This window comes from Hymenobacter daeguensis (genome assembly GCF_054780555.1).
On record NZ_BAAGWC010000032.1, the window covers coordinates 35,342 to 53,118 of the forward strand.

Genomic DNA, 17,777 nt, shown 5'->3' on the forward strand with positions numbered 1-17,777 from the left:
ACCTGAAAAAGGCCCTCCCCAATTTGGGGAGGGCCTTTTTCGTGCTAAGCTGAAGCATGGGAGTAACCCGATGGCCGCAAAGCCGGTTAAACCAGCCGGCGGTAGGCTTTTCGCCCGGAATTTATGGATTACGACGTACTGATTATTGGTGCGGGCAGCGCCGGGCTTTCGGCGGCCCTCACCCTGGGCCGCTGCCTGCGCCGCGTACTGGTAGCCGATGGCGGCCCGCCCCGCAACGAAGCCTCGCCCGGCGTGCACGGCTTCCTCACCCGCGACGGCATCCGGCCGGCCGAGCTGCTGCGCCTGGGCCACGAGCAGCTAGCGCCCTACGATACCGTGGAAGTGCAGTGCCTGCACATCGACGAGCTGGTGCGGGCGGGCAAGGGCTTCCGCGCCACCGGCCACGGCACCGCCGACGATGCGCCCATCACCGTCACGGCCCGGCGGGTGCTGCTGGCCACGGGCGTGTCGGATATTCTGCCGCCGCTGCCGGGCTTCCGCGAGCTGTGGGGGCGGGGCGTGCTGCACTGCCCGTACTGCCACGGCTGGGAAGTGCGCCAGCAGCCGCTGGCCGTGTACGGCCGGGGCCGCACCGTGACCGGGCTGGCCCTGCTGGTGAGCCGCTGGAGCCGCGACGTGGTTGTGGTGACCGATGGCCCCGGCCACCTCACGCCCAATGCCCGCCGCCGCCTGCGCCGCGAGAAAATCGGCATCCGCGAAGAGCCGATTAAGCAGCTGGTTGGCACGCCGGGCCGCGACCTGCGCTGCATTCAGTTTGAAGACGGCAGCGAGCTGGAGCGGGCCGCGCTGTTTCTGCACGCGCCACAGCACCAGCGCACCCCGCTGGCGGCCAACCTGGGGGCCCGCCTCAACAGCAAAGGTGCCGTGTGGGTCGATTCGAAGCTGCACACCTCCATTCCCGGCCTCTACGCGGCCGGCGACACCAAGCCCGGCACCCAGCAGGCCCTGCTGGCCGCCGCTGACGGCAACCACGCCGCCATCGTCATCAACGAAAGCCTGACGCGGGAGGAGTGCCCGAAGTAGCGGGACGGCTGCGGCCGGGTGGTTGGTAGGGTAGCCGTATATTCAGCCACCGTATTCAACGTATTTCGTCCGTGCGCTCCGTTCTTTTTTGCTTCCTGTTGCTGACCTTCGGCACTGCTGCGGGGCAAACCCCGGCGGCCGATAGTTTGCGGCAGCTGCTGGCCACTGCGCCCGCCGATACCAGCCGGGTGCTGTTGCTGAACGAGTTGTGCAACAACGCCGGCGACCGCAACGCCGTGGAAGCGTTGCAGTATGGCCAGCGGGCCCTGGCGTTGGCCCGCCGCCTGGGCTTTCGTCGCGGCGAAGCCAGTAGCCTCATTGCGCTGGCCCAGGCCGAGCACCGACAACAGAACTACCTGGCCACCATGCGCTACTACCAGCGCGCCGTGCAGGTAGCCGAACGCGAGCCCCGCGCCACCCGACAGCTTACCGCGGCGCTGATAGGCCTGGGCCGGCTGGCCGCCGAGCAGGAAGAGTTTATCGAAGCCGATAACTACTTCCGGCTGGCCATCCGGCGGGTGCAGCGTAACAAGCAAATTGACCCCATCGACCTGGTGGTGGGCGCCAACCAGCTGGCCACCTTGTATCTGGGCTGGCTGAAATCGGGCCTGCCTGCGCCCGATTCCCTTACGCGCCTGCACGCGCACTATGCCCGTCTGGCCCTGGCCACCTTCCGGCAAATGCCGGCATCGCGGCAGCAGCAGCAGCAGGAAAAGCTGGCTTTCTGCCTCGACAACATGGGCATGGTGCACCAGCAGGCCCAGCGCTACGACTCGGTTTTCTACTACGAAACCGAAGCCCTGCGCCTGTTTCGGCGGTTCGATAACAAGTACGGCATGACCCATGCCCAGCAGCTCATGGCCGAAGTGCGCATGGCCCAGCACCGCTGGGCCGAGGCCGCCCAGCTGCTGCCGCCCACCATCGGGTGGGCGCGGCAGCTGCACGCCATTGGCTACGAAGCCCGTGGCCGCCAGCTGCTGGCCCAGGTCCTCGACAACACTGGCCACAGCCACGCCGCCTACCAGCTGGCCCACGATGCGCAGGCGGTATTGGACAGCCTGGCTTCGACGGAGCAGCGCACCGCCCTGGCCCGGCTGCGGGTGCAGTTCGAAAGCGAGCGCCAGCGGGCCCAGGTGCGCGCCCTCACCCAGCGCAACCAGCTGCAGCTCGCCGAAGCCGAGAAGCAGCGCCAGCACCTGCTGTGGCTGGGAGGGCTGCTGGCCGCCGTGGTAGCGGGCCTGGCTGCCTCGGGCCTGCTGGCCTGGAACCTGCGCCGCAGCCGCGCCCTGCTGGCCCGCCAGAATGCCGAACTCACGGCCACCCGCGCCGAGCAGGACCGCCTCTACGCCCTTGTGGCCCACGACCTGCGCAACCCCGTGGAAGCCTTCACCGGCCTGGCCGACCTGCTGACGCGCTACGTGGAGCGCCAGGATACGGCCCGCCTCGCCGGCCTGGGCGGGCGCGTGCGCCAGGCCGCCCAGGGCCTGCGCGGCCTCCTCGACAACCTCCTGAGCTGGGCCCTGACGCAGCGCGGCGAGCTCACTCCGAAAATCGAAACCCTGGCCGTGGCCGACCTGCTGACCGAAGCCGCCGAGCTTTACCAGCCCAGCGCCGAAGCTGCCGACATTGCCCTCACCGCGACCCTACCGGTCAGCCCCGGCCACGTCCTCGCCGACCTGAACATGACGCGCACCATCCTGCGCAACCTCATCAGCAACGCGCTGCGGGCCACGCCGGCGGGCGGAGCCATCGCATTATCAGTAGGAGAGGGGGCGGTGGGTGCCGTAGCCATTCAGGTGCGGGATACCGGCGAGGGCATGACCGAAGAGCGGGTGCGGCAGCTGCTAACGGCCGCCCCCCGGCCCACCACCGGCCGCCCCGCCGGCCTGGGCCTGCGCCTGAGCCGCGCATTTGCCCAGGCCCAGAGCGGGCAGCTGGCCTTGTTCAGCCAGCCTGGCCGGGGCACCACGGCGGTGCTCACGCTGCCGGCTGCGGTGGCAGCGCCGGCACCGGCCGTGGCGCGGGAGGCGGTGGTATGGACACGCCCGGCAGCGCAGGTTTCGGAGCCCTTGGTTTCGGCCCGCGCCATCGACGGAGCCGGTCGCGCCGCCAACGGTGCAACTCGCGCCCTCGATGGTGGGGTGCCAAACGGCTGAGCCTAAATTATCCATCGATTCAGGTTGGCGCGGCTGCCCAGGGTGGGCGGCGGAGCGTGCGGCCGGAGTCGTTGGCCTATGTCTCAGGATGTTCTTTTGCCAGCGGTTTGGGAGGGCTTGCTGATGCGTCCGTCGGTGGAGGCTGGCACCGTAATTTCGCCGGGGCCGGGCGGGCTGCCTGCCGGTTCGGCCGCCGCCATGCCCGATTCGCCCATCCGTGTTCTGCTCGTGGAAGACGAGCCGCTCTTCGCCGAGCAGCTCGAAGCTGCCTTGCAGGACTTGGGTTATGAGGTGGTGGGTCCCGCCGCCGATGCGCGCATTGCCCTGGCCCTGCACCGCACCGAAACCATCGACCTGGCCCTGCTCGACGTGCAGCTGCGCGGCGCTACCGATGGCGTAGAGCTGGCCCAGCAGCTGCTGGCGCACCGGCCCCTGCCGCTCATCTTCCTCACCTCCCGCGCCGATGGCGAAACCTTTGGCCGGGCGCAGCAGCTGGGGCCGGCCGCCTACCTCACCAAGCCCGTGGCGGCCGATGCCCTGCAACGCGCCATTGCGCTGGCGCTAAGCAACTTTTCGGCGAAGTACCCGGCGGCCGATGCCTTCCTGCAAGCGCCCGGCGGCGCGGCCCTGCCCGATACCCTGTTCATCAAGGAAAACGGGATGCTGGAGAAAATCCGGCTCAGCGAGGTGCAGTGGGTGACGGCCGACGACAAGCACTGCCGCCTCACGCTGGTCAGCCGCACGGTGCAGGTCCGCATGCCCCTGCGCGAGCTGGTGCGCCACCTGCCCGCCGAGTCCTTCGTGCAGATTCAGCGCAGCTACTACGTCAACCTCCACCACATCGAGCGCCTCGATACGGCCCGCCACCTGGTGCAGGTGGGCGAGCACATCCTGCCCGTGAGCCGCACGCTGCAGGACGAGCTGCTGCGCCGGCTGCGCACGATTGGATAGGCCCGGCAGGACCGGTAGGGCAAGGGTAAAAACGGTCATGCAGCGCGCAGCGAAGCATCTCGCGTGCTACCACTTAACCTAATCGGATGAATTACTGCAACACGCGAGATGCTTCGCTGCGCGCTGCATGACGGCCTGACGATTCTTCTTCGTCTCGTTTCCACACACACCATTCTCTCGTTTTTCACCACCCATCTCCCTCGCTTATGCCCACGTTTACATCATTTTGCAACCGCAGCGGCCGCCCCGGCGGCTGGCTGGCTTTGCTGATTTTGCTCCTGACCAGTCCGGCGGCTTTCGCGCAGCTGAGCGGGGCCTACACCATCAACAGTGCCCAGCCCACGGCGGGCACCAACTACGCCAGCTTCACGGCGGCGGCGGCGGCCCTGTCGGCGGGCGGCGTGAGCGGCCCGGTAACGTTCACCGTGAGCGGGGGACCCTACACCGAGCAAATCAGCCTGGGGGTGCTGACGGGCAGCAGCGCGACCAACCGCGTGACGTTCAACGGCAACGGGCAAACCATTCAGTTCGGCTCCAATACGTCAACGCAGCGGGCCGTCATCACGCTGAACGGAGCCGACTTCGTGACCCTCAACAACCTGGTGGTGGACGCCACGGTGGGCGGCACCAGCACCGCCACCTACGGCTGGGGCATCCAGCTGCTGAACAATTCGGAGAACAACGTCATCAGCAACTGCACCGTGACGGCCGCCCTGACGAGCTCCACCACCAACTTCGCGGGCATCGTCTCGAATGCTTCAACCACTTCGCTTACCACTACCGGCACCACCGCCAGCCAGAACCTGACGCTGCAAAACAACACCGTGACGGGCGGCTACAACGGCATTGTGGTGGTGGGCACGGGCAATACTGGAGCTCCGATAACCGGCGTGCAGATTACGGGCAACACCGTGCGCGACTGCTACGATGCGGGCATCTACATCAGCTACCTGGGCGGTGCGCAGGTGACGGGCAACGACGTGTCGCGCCCGACCCGCACCGGGGCCGGCTCGTTTTATGGCCTGAACATGAACGTGGGCACCAGCGGCACCACGGTGGCTAAAAACCGGTTTCACCAGGCGTTTCCGGCGGGCACTACCACCACGTCCGGCGCGTATGGCATCTACCTGTTCACGCTGGCGGCGGCCACGGCTGCCGCGCCCAACATCATCGCCAACAACCTGATTTATGACATGAGCGGGTCGCAGGCGTACGGCATTTTCAACGGGTCTTCCGACAATTGCAAGTACTACTACAACACCATCGACATCAACGACCAGGCCAATGCCAGCACGGGCGGCGGCTTTGGGTTTTACCAGACCACGGGGGTAAATGTGGAGTTTCGCAACAACATCGTGCGCTTGAGCCGCACGGGCACGGGCCTGAACTACGCCATGCTGCTCTCGTCCATTGTGCCCAGCTTTGTGAGCAACAACAACGACCTGACGGGCAGCGGCAGCACCTACCGCACCGGCTTTTTCCAGACCTCGCCCTATGCCACGCTGGCCGACTGGAGCACGGCCAACGGCGGCACCTTCGACCAGAACAGCGTGAGCGTGGACCCGCAGTTTGTGAGCGTGAGCACCGGCAACCTGCGCCCCACCGCCGTGGCCCTGAACGGCATCGGCGCCCCGCTGACGGCCGTGACGGATGACTTTACCGGCGCCCCCCGCAGCAGCACCGCGCCCGACCCCGGGGCCTACGAGTTCACGCCGCCGGCCAACACGGCCAGCATCTCGCTGCGCAGCATCGACTCGCCGGCTCCGCCGCTGGCGCTGGGCGCGCGCACGGTCACGGTCACCATCGCCAACAACGGCACGGCGCCGCTCGCCAGCGTGCAGCTGCAGTACGTGTTCAACAACGCCGCGCCCGTGAGCCAGACGCTGACGCCCGCCGGCGGCCTGGCCGTGGGCGCTACGCAAAGCTTCTCGTTCACGACGCCGATAGCCCTGATTAGCGGCCGCAACGCCCTGACCGTGACGGCCAGCGTGGCCAGCGGCAGCGCCACGGTGAGCAGCAGCCTGAGCCGCACCTTCTACACGCCGCTGGTGGGCACCTACACCATCAACCAGCAGGCGGCGGGCAGCGCCACCAATTTCACCGGCTTTGCCGAGGCCGCCATTACGCTGAATGCGGCGGGCATTGCCGGTCCGGTGCGTCTCAACGTGCTGAACGGCCCCTACCAGGAGCAGTTTTCGCTGGGCCAGGTGGCCGGCGTGAGCGCCACCGATACCATAGTGGTGGACGGCGGCGCCGCCAGGCAGCGCCTGACCTACACGGGCGTGCAGATGGCGCAGCCCGCCGCCATCCTCCTGAACGGCACCGACTACCTGACCCTGCAAAACCTGACCATCGACCTCGCGTCCTCGCCGCAATACGGCATTGGGGTGAGCCTGGTGGGCCAGGCCACCAACAACCGCATCAAAAACTGCTCGATTCTGGCTCCCAGCGCCTCAACCCTGACCACCGTCAACGCGGGCATTGCCGCCAGCGGCTCGGTCACATCGACGACTTCAGGCGGCGACGTGAGCGGGCTGCGCATCGAAAACGACTCCATCAGCGGCGGGGCCTACGGCATCACGCTCACGGGCATTTCGACCACCAGCCGCAGTACCAACGTGCGGATAACCAACACGCTGGTTCGTAATTTTTTCAACTACGGCATCTACCTGGCCAACCAAAGCGGGGTGCGTATTGTCGGCAATCACATTCACCGCGAAACGCGGGTGTCCAGTGCTACTTTCTGGGGGATTTACGTGACGGGCTGCGTGGGCTCGGCTATCGAGCGCAACCGCATTCACGACCCCAACACGGCCAACCTAAGCGCGCTGCCGGCCTACGGCATCTACTTCACCAGCACGTCGGGCGCAGCTGGTGCAGAGAATGATGTAGTCAATAATCTGATTTATAATTTCTTCAGCTACGGCACTACTTACGGTCTCTACAACTCGGGTTCCAGCTTTGCGCGCTACTACCACAACACCGTGGTGATGGACAGCCCCAACAGCGCGCAAACAGCCAACATCGGCTTTTACCAGACCGGCGCAGCCACCAGCATCGACTTCCAGAACAACCTCGTCGTTGTGACGCAGCCGGCCACCCAGGGCCGCTACGCCATGAACCTCGACACGCCAGCCTCGGGCATCACCAGCAACTACAACGACCTGTACGTGGGCCCCGCCGCGGCTGGCTTCACCTGCCGCTACGGCACCACCAGCTACGCCACCCTCACCGACTGGCGCACCGCCGCCAGTAGCGCTTTCGACCAGAACAGCGTGCAGGCCGCCGTGCTGTTCCCGGTGGCGGGCAGCTGGCAGCCCGGCACGCCGGCCCTGAACGGTGCCGGCAACCCGGCCATCCTGACGCGGGTGCCCCGCGACTTTGCCAGCGTGCTGCGCAACAACCCGCCCGACATCGGCGCCTACGAGTTCGACGTGGTGGCGAATGATGTGGACGTGGTGAGCATCGACGCGCCGGTGTCGCCGGCTTTGCTCGGCAGCAACCCCGTCACGGTCACCATCCGCAACGGTGGCAACAGTGCCCTCACGTCCGTCACGCTCAGCTACGTGCTCGATAGCGGCGCGCCCGTTACGCAGGTGTTCACAGGCCTTTCGCTGGCTTACAATGCCACGCAGCAGCTCACCTTCACGCAGGGCGTCACGCTGGCCTTCGGCACGCACACCGTTACCGTAACCGGCAGCCTGCCCAACGGCCAGCCCGACGCCGTTGCCACCAACAACACCCGCACCATCACCGTGCAGCAGCTGATACCTACCAACGACGAGCCCTGCGGGGCCATTGCGCTGGGCACGGCCCCGCTCACCAGCACCACCAACGCGGCCACTACCACGGTGCAGCCCGGCATTGTCACGCCGGCCTGCTCATCGGCCTCCTTGCCCAAGGATGTGTGGTTTACGCTGGTGCCCGGCGGCACCAGCACCACGCTCACCATCACGGGAGCACCGGCGGGCATGGTGCGGCTGTTTACCGCGCCCAGCTGCTCGGCCGGGCCGTTCACGCAGGTGTTTTGCGCCTCCAGTGGGGCCAGCAACGCAGCCTTTGCCGCGCCGGTGACGGTGCCGGGCCTCACGGCGGGCACGCGCTACTACGTGGCCGTGAGCGGCTACGGCAGCAACGATACGGGCGGCCAGTTCACCATCGCGGCCTCGGCCGTGCTGGCTGCCCGCCCCGGCAACGATGCCGCCCTGGCCGTGTTTCCCAACCCCAGCGCCACCGGCCAGCTCACGCTGCGGCTGGCCACCCCGGCGGGCCCCGGCACGGTAGCGCTGCTGAATGCGGTGGGCCAGCTGGTGCGCCAGCAGCCGCTCACCGCCGCCCCCGAGCAGCCGGTTTCGACCCTGGGCCTGGCCGTCGGAGTCTACACCCTGCGCGTGCAGATGGGCCGCGAAATCATCACCCGTAAAGTCGTGCTGCAGTAAGCCGCCCCCACGGCCACCGTTCTAAACACCCCGATTCTTCTCTTTCACCCAGCCAACGGCCCCGCTCGGATTGCTCCGGCGGGGCCGTTTTGCGTCAGGCATAAGCGAGCAGCAGCGCCACAGGGCGCTAAAGCCGCGCCATCTGGCTCAGCACCTGAATGGCGGCCCGCGCCCGGGTTTTCACCGTGGCCAGCGGAATGCCGAGCTGCTCAGCAGTCTCGGCCTGGGTGAAGCCGCCGAAATAAATCAGGTCGATGACCTCGCGCTGGCGGGGCTTGAGCTGCAGGGTGAGCTCGCGCAGGCCGATGTGCTCCGGATTGAACGACACCGGGGCCGAGGCCCGCTGCGCCCCGCCCACTTCCAGCGACCGGGTGCCGCTGTGGAAGCGGTGGCGCGGGCTGCGCAGCGCATCGATGGCCTGGTTGCAGCACACCCGCACCATCCAGGTGAAGAGGCGGCCCCGGGCGGCATCGTAGCGGTCAATGCTCAGCCACACCTTTAGCAGGCCTTCCTGCAGCACGTCCTGAGCCAGGGCCTCGTCGTGCACCAGGCGCAGGATGACGGTGAGCAGGTTGCGGGAGTAGCGGTTGTGCAGAATGCGCAGGGCTTGCTCGTCGCGGGCAATCAGGCGCTGCACAAGGAGCTCTTCGTCCGTTGCGGTCAGCAACGCCGGAGTTGAGTTCATAGTGGGAAAGGAAGTAAGAGCCGGGCTGCCAACCGGTAAGCGAAAACGGGCAGCCCGACCTCCAGGGGTGAGATAAACGGAAAAGAATAGTAGCGGGTTAGGTATAGAATTTGGGGCTGAAAAGTGGAAAAGCAGCGATAAGCAAATAGGAGCTGGATTGGTGATGGTGCCGGAACTTACGGCATCCTTTTGGGGGCGGATTGTGGCTTTGCGCAAGAAAAAAATGATTTTTTCCCGGAACTTTATCCCGGCTTTACAAACAAATTGACGGCCAGCCGCTTGGTTACACTAATGCAGGCTTTACGTCGGCGCGTTCAGCTTAACGACCTGTCATTCTAGTCATTACCCATGCCCCATACCTTCGTCGCCCTGCATTACTGGGCCGGCTCCGGCCGCGAGTACGACCTGCTGCGGCCGCTGCTGGCCGCCGATGCCACGCTGCTCGCCCCCGACCTGCCGGGTTTCGGCCGGCAGCCCGCGCCCGCCGGGTTCGACTACTCGGTGCGGGCCTATACCGACTGGCTTGCTGCCTACCTCCGGCAGCAGGCCCTAACCGATTTCACCCTCATCGGCCACAGCATGAGCGGCAAGTTTGCCCTGGCCCTGGCCGCCCGGCAGCCCGCCGGCCTGCGCCGGCTGGTGCTGCTCTCGCCCTCGCCGCCCGCCGGCGAGCCCATGACCGAGGCCGACCGCGCCGCCACCCTGGCCGCCTACGGCCAGCCCGAGGAAGCCGAAAAAACCTTTGCTAAAATCACCGGCCGGCCCCTGCCTGCCGACGTGCGGGCGCAAGTCGTTGCCGATAACCTGCGCACCACCCAAGCCGCCTGGAGCCGCTGGCTGGAACACGGCACCCGCGAAGACATTACCGCCCTCATGCCGCCGCTGAGCGTGCCCTGCCACCTGCTGGTGGGCGGGGCTGATAACCCTATTCCGGCCGATGTGCAGCGCCGCCTCACGCTGCCGCTGCTGCCGCCGGGCACGCCCTTCACCGTGGTGCCCGGGGCCGGGCACCTGCTGCCGCTCGAGGCCCCGGAGGAAGTGTGGAAAGCAGTGAAAGGGTAAAAAGACGGTCATCCGGTGCTATTCCAGCGCGCGGCTGCGGAACAGCAGGAAGCCCAGGTGCCCGTAGATGCCGAACCGCTCGGCCGGGTCGTCGTAGAAGCGGGCGTGCACGGCCAGCGGGCCCACGGGCGTCTGGAAAATGAGGCCGGTGCTGGCCGTTACGCGGGGCCGGTCGAGGCCGGACTGGCGCACGGCGGTTTGCAGGTCGCCCTGCTTCAGGGGCTGGGCGTTGAGGTGTACATACAGCTCGGTGCGCCACTCCAGCTTTTTCAGGAAGGGCTGGGTGTAGCGCAGGCCCACGGCCGCGTAGCGCGCCGAGCGGTAGCTGTCCAGAAACAGCGTGCGCGAGTCGGGCAGCGGCGCAAATACGGGCGCGGTGGTTTGCGACGCCCGGAACGTGGAAAAAGTGGGTTGGGTGCTGGCCATGATTTCCCCGAAATAGCCCCAGGCGTGGCGGTCGCCCTTCAGGGCGAAGTAGCGCTCCACGGTGGCCCGAAACTGCAGCCACTCGCGGTGCTGCGAGTTGCCGGCCTGCTCGGCCGTGGAGCCGGGCGTGTACGTGGCCGAGCCCGTGACCCCGCGCAGCGTGTACACGTAGCGGTGGCCGCTGGTCGAATACTGCTTGCGGTTCAGGGTGTTGCGGGCCAGGCGCAGGGCCGCCGTGGCCCCCCGAAACACGGTGGCATCGAGCACATCGGCCGAGTTGATTTCCTTGGAGTTGGTGTACTCGTCCTTGGTCACGAAGGTGGCCACGTCGAGCAGCAGCCGGCTGCGGAAGGTAGGGCTGATGCCGAACTGCCCGCCGAGCTTGGTGTCCTGCTGCCGCACCTGGGTATTGAGCACGTCGCGGCCCAGCACCCCGCCGGTGTTCTGGTAATCCCACTGGTTGTAGGTGATTTCGGGCTCGAAGAAGAACGGCAGCCGGGCCGGCACGTTGATGCGGAACGAGCCGTGGGCGCCGTTGTAGAAGCGGCCCAGGCTCACGTCGGCCGAGGCCGTGTAGAGCAGCTGGCGCAGGTAGCGGAACTCAATGCCGAAGTACAGGTTGTCGATGGGCCGGTTGCTCAGCACGAAGCCCACCTCCGTGCTCACGTTGTTGTTGCGCTGGGCATCGACGCTGAAAATGTAGCCTTTGCGCGCGGCATCGTAGCGAATGCGCGGGTAGATGTTCTTGAAATAGTCGTCGGCCGCCAGGCGGTAGTAGCCTTCCTCGATGTCATCGAGCGAATACTCGCGGCCCGAGCGGGGAAAAAACCGGGCGGCATACTTGTTCTGGTCGGGGCGCAGGCCGCGCACCTGCACCTCAATGAAGCGCGGCGTCGGGGCCAGGCCCTGGAACGCCAGCCGCCGCTTCTGCAGCTCCAGCGAGTCGATGCGCCGCCCGATGCGGGCCTTTATCTTGGCCATGCTGCGCTGGGCGGCCGTGTCGCCTTCGGCAATGAAATTCTTCACCAGGTCGAAGTCGCCCACGCCCATGCCGTCGAGGTCGGGCTGAATGTAGATGCCGTTTTTGCCCACGCTGCTCGTGTCGGCCACGCTCGTGCCCAGGAAGGCCACCGTGCTGGCCAGCAGGGCATCGTCGTTTTTGGGGTATTTCTTAAAGGCCACGTCGCCCACGTTCACCCCGATGATGATGTCCGGGGCGAAGGTTTTTTTCATGGTGTTGGTGGGGAAGTTGTCGTACACCGCACCGTCGTAGTAGTATTTGCCGTCGAGGTTGCGAATGGGCCGGAACGCCAGCGGAAACGACATCGAGTTGCGAATGGCATCGGAGAGCGAGCCGCTTTTCTGCTCCACCACCTGCCGCGTAAACACCTCCGAGGCCATGCAGCGGAAGGGCACAAACAGGTTGTCGAAGTTGTAGTTGCTGCTGGCCGAGGCCGGGGCCAGCAGCCGCGCCAGCGCCAGGTTCAGGTTCAGGTCGTTCACCAGGTTGGTGCTCACCCGCGCCTTAAAGGTCGAGTCGATGGCAATGCCCAGGCGCAGGGCCGAGGGCGAAGGCTCGGCCGTGAGGAAGTTGAAGGTTTTGCTTTCCAGGGGCTTGCCCGACGTCCAGCGCTGAAATTCGGGGCTGAGCACAATCTGCTCAATCTCCTCGGGCGAGTAGCCGGCTGCATACATGCCCCCGATGACGGCCCCCATGCTCGTGCCCACGATGTAGTCGATGGGAATGTGGTTTTTTTCGAGCTGTTTCAGCACGCCCACGTGCGCCAGGCCCTTGGCCCCGCCGCCGCTGAGCACCAGGCCCACTTTCTGGGCCCGGGCAGTGAACATAAAAGTGCCTGCCAGCAGCAAAGCCAGCAGTAAACGAGTGCAGAAGTGGGGCATACAGGACCGGAAATACGCGGCGCTTAGGACAGCGCCGCTGCGGCTGGTACGCCGGGCCGGGCCATGAGGTTTTGCCGGTTTGGCTTTGGCGTTTTGCCGGCCCCGGTCGGGCCCGCATCTGCAAGCAGTTCAGGGGGGCAGCCTTGCGCCGGTCCGCCCTGCAATGCCTTGTCAGGCTGCCTGGTAGCCAATGCCGCGCACCGTGCGCAGGAAGTCGGGCGGAGCAAACTGAGCCAGCACTTTCCGAACGTTTTTGATGTGCACATCAATGAAGTTCGAGCCTTCATCGACCCGGCCAATGTGCGCGCCCAATTGCTGGCGCGTGAGCACCTGGCCCCGGTGCCGCAGCAGGTGGTGCAGCAGGTCGAACTGCGAGCGGCTCAGGTCCACGGCGTGGGCGCCGTGGCGCAGCAGCCGGCCCGCCAAATCCAGCTCGAACCCCGCCCCGAAGCGAATGCGCGGCCGGGGCCGCCCAAACCGCTGCCGCGCAATGATGCGCAGCCGCTGTTCCAGCTCCACCAACGACACCGAGGCCGCCAGGCAGTCGTCGGCCCCGGCCGCGAAGCCCTGCAGCCGGTCCTCCACGTCCTCGGAGCCCGTCAGCAGAATGAAGGCCGAAGTGCGGTTGCCGCGCCAAACGCATTCGCGCAGCAGGGCCAGGCCGTCGGCATCGGGCAGGCGCTGGGCCAGCAGCACAAACTCGTAGGGCCGGCCGGCCATGCGCTCACGGGCCTCGGCGGCGTTCAACGCTGTTTCTATCGAATAGCCGGCCCGCAGCAGGTACCGCTGGGTGGCCGCACGCCGGCCGTCACGGGGGTCGATGAGGAGAATTGCCATGCGAAGAGGTTTTTAGTGAGAATGGGCCAGCACCTGCACCTGGGCGTGCATGCCGGGCTTGAGCCGGTGGCCGGGGTTGGCCAGCGTGCAGCGCACCTTCATCACCTTGCTGTCGTGGTCGAGCACCTGAAACACCTGGTCGATGCGGCCGCGCAGGGGCTGGTCGGGGTAGCTCAGGGTGGTGATTTTCAACTCCTGGCCCCGGTGCACCCGCGCCAGGTCCGACTCAAACACGTTGGCCATCACCCACACGCTGTCGAGGTTGGCCACGGTGAAGGCCTGCTGCATATTGCCGGCGTTGAAACGCAGGCCGGCCGCCAGGTTTTTCTCCAGCACAAAGCCCGAAATGGGGGCCCGCAGCTCCGTCAGGCCATCTTTGCCGATGTGGTAGGTGCCCAGCTGGCGCTGGTTGCGGGTGGTGGCGCCGGTGGCGCGGGCCACTTCGGCGCGGGCCTTGTACACGGCCTGCTCGGCTTCCAGCCCGGCGCGGAACAGCTCCTCGGTCACGGCCAGGTTTTTGCGGGCCACGGCCAGGTCGGCGGTGCCGGCGGTGTCCTGGTTTTGCAGGTCGGCTATTTCGGTGCTTTTCAGCACGGCCAGCACCTGGCCCTGGCGCACTTCATCGCCCAGGTCGGCGCCCACGCGCACCACCTGCCCGCCCACCCTAGGAAACACCCGCGCCGTGCGGTTGCCATCGGCGGCTATCTCCCCGCTGAGCACCAGCTCGGCCACTGGCTCGGGCTCCGCAGCGGCGGCTTTCGCAGTCACCGCCTGGGGCGCGGGCTGGTCCAGCTCTTCCACCGATTCGGAGCAGGCCCCCAGCGCCAGGCCCAGCAGGCAGAGGAGCCCGCCGGCCGCTTTCCGGAAGCGAAACGGGCGGGAAACGGGGCGGGCGCGTGGCCCGGTGGCCGTGCGTGGCAGAAAGGCAGTGGTCATGTTCGGCAGCGTTGAATCTGCCGCAAGACTACTGGTAAGGCATTAGAATGCGATTAGAAACGCCTTAATGCTTCCTTTTTCACCCGCTTTTTTTGTTCAGGCCGTGGGCAGCACCACCGTGGCCGTGGTGCCGTGGCCCAGCTGCGAAGTCAATGCCAGCTGCCCGCCGTGCTGCTCGATAATCTTGCGGGCCAGGGCCAGCCCCACGCCGTGCCCGGCCACGGCCCGGGCATTGGCCGCCCGGAAAAACGGCTGAAAAACCTGCGCCAAATCGGCTGCGGCAATGCCAATGCCTTCGTCGCGGATGCGCAGGCGCACGCCGCCGGGCTCGTATGCCAGGGCCACGGCCACGGGCCGCGGGGCCGAGTATTTCAGGGCGTTTTCCAGCAGGTTGGTGAGGGCGCGGCTGAGCAGCGTGCGGTTGCCGGTGAGCTCCAGCTGCTCGGGCTCGGCGGGGAGGCGGCCGGTGTGCAGGTGCAGGCGCGGGCGCTCGGCCGGCGCAACGGCCGCCATGGCTTCGGCCAGCAGCTCGTCCACGCGGATGACGGCGTCCTGCTCGGGCAGCGGCACTTCGGCCTGGGCCAGCTCCAGCAGGTGGTTGAGCAGGGCGTTGAGCTGGGTGAGGTCGGCCAGCAGGTCGTTGAGGGCGGCGCGGTAGGCGGCCGGCTCCCGCTCGCGGGCCAGGGCCAGCTGTGCCTCGCCGATGCTGGCAGCCAGCGGCGTGCGCAGCTCGTGCGAGGCGTTGCGCACGAACGCCCGCTGGCCCTCGAAGCTGCTTTCGAGGCGGTCGAGCAGGCGGTTGAAGGTGTGGGCGAGGCGCGACAGCTCGTCCTGCTCGCGGCCCGAGAGGTTTTCGCTCACGCGGCGGTGCAGCTCGTGCGCCGAAATGCGGGCCAGCTGGTCGTTGAGGGCCGCAATGGGGGCCAGCGCCCGCCCCGCAAACAGCCGCCCGGCCCCGTAAATCAGCAGCAGGCCCAGCACAAACAGCGAGGCCAGAATGCTGGCCAGGTAGCGCAGGCGGGCGTTGCCGTACTGGTTTTCGGCCCCGGCCACCACCACGTACTGGCCCTGGTTGTCGCGGTAGAAAATGCCCACCGCCTGCCGGGTGCCGTCCTCAAAATATTCCTCGTGGCCTTCCTTGATGCGGGCCAGCACGGCGGGCGGCACTTCCAGCCGGGCATCCTCGCGCACGAAGCGCACCTCGCCCTTCGCATCGTAGAGCTGAATGATTTCCTCGGTCAGCGTGCGCTGGTAGCGCTTCTGAAACTCCTGAAAAGCAGAGCTGCGCAGCTCGTCCTTTTCCAGAAAAATGTAGGCTGCCACCACCGCCCGGTCGCGCAGCCGCTGCCGGAATTCCCGCTGGCTGTAATCAGCCTGCAGCAGAAAAGCGGTGGTGAGCACCCCCAGCAGAATGAAGGCCACCAGGCCCACAAACAGCCAGGTGAGGCGGTTGCGAATGGTCATGTTTTTAGTTGTTTGTTGTTGGTAGATAGGTTGTCATCCTGAGCGGCGCGAAGGACCTTATCAGGGCTGAATAGTACGCCTGATGCGTTGCGACCATGATGAGGTCCTTCGCGCCGCTCAGGATGACAAATTCCCTTCCCGAAAACGCCTCCCCAACGCCCAAAAAATCTACTCCTGCCGCAGCACGTACCCCGCCCCAATCACCGTGTGAATCAGCTTGGCGGGAAAGCCCTGGTCCACCTTTTTGCGCAGGTAGTTCACGTACACGTCAATCACGTTGCTGCCGGCGTCGAAGGCTTCGTCCCAGCCCTGCTCCGCGATTTCGCCCCGGCTCAGCACGCGGCCGGGGTGGCGCAGCAGCACTTCCAGCAGGTTGAATTCGCGGGTGGTGAGGCGCAGCGGCTGCCCGGCCCGCGTCACGGTGCGGCTCGGAATGTCCATCACCACATCGGCAAAGGTGAGGCGCGAGCCTTTGCCCTGGCCGCCGCTGCGGCGCACCAGCGCGTGCACCCGCGCCACCAGCTCGGCAAAGTCGAAGGGCTTCACGAGGTAGTCGTCGGCCCCGCCGCCGAAGCCCTGCAGCTTGTCGGTGGTGGTGCCGAGGGCGGTGAGCAGCAGCACCGGCACCCGGGCATCGTGCTGGCGAATGGCGGCCAGCACCTCCAGCCCGCTGCGGTGCGGCAGCAGCACGTCCAGAATAATCAGGTCGAACGGCTGCGCAAGGGCCAGCGCCTGGCCCTGCTGCCCGTCGGCGGCCACGGTCACGGCCATGTGCTCTTCTTCCAGCCCCCGCCGCACCAGGGTCGCGAGGCGCGGGTCGTCTTCTACCAGCAGAATGTTCATGCCCCAAAGTACGGCCCGCCGCCGCGTAGCGCCGGCCAGGCTTCCGTCAGCGGCGTCGGTATAATCCGGAGCGGACCCATAGCCTGGCCGGTCCAAGTGTTAGACTGAAACATATTTCACCCAAAAACGCGAATATGTTTCAACACGATGAAACGTATTCGCGCCTCCGTGTGAAATATGTTTCAGCCGGCGCTGAAGCCCAGCGATACCCGCAGCCGCTGGTTTTCTTCCTGCAAGGTCAGCTTCAGCCCCAGGCCCTGGGCCAGCCGCCCGGCAATCCACAGGCCCAGGCCGGTGCCGGGGGCCAGCGGGTCGGCCTGGTACCAGGCCGTGGTGAGCTGCGCCAGATGGTTGCCCAGCGGGGCCGCCAACTCATTTTCCAACCCGATAACCGGCCCGGAATCGGCCCTTGCCAGCAGGCGGAGCGTGACACCGGTGCCCGGCCGGGCGTGCTTGCGGGCGTTATCGAGCAGGTTGAGCAGGAGGGTGGTGAGCTGGTCGGCATCGGTTTCTACCAGCAAAAGGGCCGTGGGCGTTTCCTCGGCGGGCAGCTCAATGGTGAGCGTTCGGCCCGCCGCCCGAAAGCGCGGCAGCTCGCGGTCGGCCAGGGCCAGCAGCAGCTCATCGAGGGCCACGGGCTGGCGGTTCGGCACCGGGGCCACGCCGTTGCCCAGGCGGCCCACCAGCAGGAAATCATCCACCAGCCGGCCCAGGCGGGCCAGCTCGGCATCGTGGCCGGCCAGGGCAGCGCGGGTGGCGGCGGGCAGGCTGGGGTCGCGCCCGCTCACGTCGAGGCCGGTTTGCAGGGTGGCCAGTGGCGTGCGCAGCTCGTGGGCGGCGGCGGCCAGGAAATTGGCCTGCGCCGTGGCCTGCTCGCCCAGGCGGGCCAGCAGCTGGTTGAGGGTTTCGGCCAGCTCCTGCACTTCGTCGCCGGTGGCGGGCACGTGCAGCGGCGCAATGTCCTGGGCCTGCTGAATGCGGCGGGCCTGCGCGGCCATGCGCCGCAGCGGCCGCAGCTCCGCGCCCGCCACC

At 66.8% G+C, this 17,777-nt stretch carries 12 protein-coding genes; 5 read left to right on the forward strand and 7 right to left on the reverse strand.

From position 1 onward, the window contains the following. The first annotated feature begins 123 nt into the window (after positions 1-123). The 4 genes from ACYVHT_RS20840 (at position 124) to ACYVHT_RS20855 (ending at position 8,590) form a co-directional block, all read left to right on the forward strand. Entirely contained in the window at positions 124-1,044 is a 921-nt protein-coding gene (locus ACYVHT_RS20840) for an NAD(P)/FAD-dependent oxidoreductase (protein WP_460556751.1), read from the forward strand. A 71-nt stretch (positions 1,045-1,115) separates the two neighbouring features. Further along, complete coding sequence (locus ACYVHT_RS20845) at positions 1,116-3,200, forward strand: sensor histidine kinase (protein WP_460556756.1); 2,085 nt, start codon at positions 1,116-1,118, stop codon at positions 3,198-3,200. A gap of 78 nt (positions 3,201-3,278) precedes the next feature. Continuing rightward, a complete protein-coding gene (locus tag ACYVHT_RS20850; RefSeq protein ID WP_460556762.1) occupies positions 3,279-4,151 on the forward strand; it encodes a LytR/AlgR family response regulator transcription factor in 873 nt (290 codons plus the stop codon). Between the two features lie 206 nt (positions 4,152-4,357). Further along, on the forward strand, positions 4,358-8,590 hold the full coding sequence (locus ACYVHT_RS20855) for a beta strand repeat-containing protein (RefSeq protein ID WP_460556768.1): 4,233 nt from the start codon (positions 4,358-4,360) through the stop codon (positions 8,588-8,590). 127 nt (positions 8,591-8,717) lie between these two features. Here ACYVHT_RS20855 and ACYVHT_RS20860 read toward each other — a convergent pair whose 3' ends face one another. Beyond that, the gene (locus ACYVHT_RS20860) at positions 8,718-9,275 is read right to left on the reverse strand and encodes an RNA polymerase sigma factor (RefSeq protein WP_460556771.1); all 558 of its coding nucleotides are present in this window, start codon (positions 9,273-9,275) and stop codon (positions 8,718-8,720) included. Positions 9,276-9,623: 348 nt separating this feature from the next. Between ACYVHT_RS20860 and ACYVHT_RS20865 the strand changes: the two genes are divergently transcribed. Beyond that, entirely contained in the window at positions 9,624-10,337 is a 714-nt protein-coding gene (locus tag ACYVHT_RS20865) for an alpha/beta fold hydrolase (RefSeq protein ID WP_460556774.1), read from the forward strand. Between the two features lie 18 nt (positions 10,338-10,355). On the opposite strand, the gene ACYVHT_RS20870 is transcribed toward ACYVHT_RS20865, so the two are convergent. The 6 genes from ACYVHT_RS20870 to ACYVHT_RS20895 all read right to left on the reverse strand — a co-directional run. Continuing rightward, positions 10,356-12,665: a patatin-like phospholipase family protein gene (locus ACYVHT_RS20870; protein WP_460556777.1), complete on the reverse strand. Its 2,310-nt coding sequence runs from the start codon at positions 12,663-12,665 to the stop codon at positions 10,356-10,358. 171 nt (positions 12,666-12,836) lie between these two features. Beyond that, positions 12,837-13,502, reverse strand: coding sequence for a response regulator transcription factor (locus tag ACYVHT_RS20875; RefSeq protein WP_460556780.1), 666 nt, complete (start codon positions 13,500-13,502; stop codon positions 12,837-12,839). Positions 13,503-13,514: 12 nt separating this feature from the next. Further along, positions 13,515-14,438: an efflux RND transporter periplasmic adaptor subunit gene (locus ACYVHT_RS20880; protein ID WP_460556783.1), complete on the reverse strand. Its 924-nt coding sequence runs from the start codon at positions 14,436-14,438 to the stop codon at positions 13,515-13,517. A gap of 96 nt (positions 14,439-14,534) precedes the next feature. Continuing rightward, a complete protein-coding gene (locus ACYVHT_RS20885) occupies positions 14,535-15,902 on the reverse strand; it encodes a sensor histidine kinase (RefSeq protein ID WP_460556786.1) in 1,368 nt (455 codons plus the stop codon). Between the two features lie 168 nt (positions 15,903-16,070). Continuing rightward, on the reverse strand, positions 16,071-16,745 hold the full coding sequence (locus ACYVHT_RS20890; protein WP_460556789.1) for a response regulator transcription factor: 675 nt from the start codon (positions 16,743-16,745) through the stop codon (positions 16,071-16,073). A 182-nt stretch (positions 16,746-16,927) separates the two neighbouring features. Then, positions 16,928-17,777: histidine kinase dimerization/phospho-acceptor domain-containing protein (locus ACYVHT_RS20895; RefSeq protein ID WP_460556792.1), on the reverse strand; the 850-nt coding region annotated here is incomplete at its 5' end.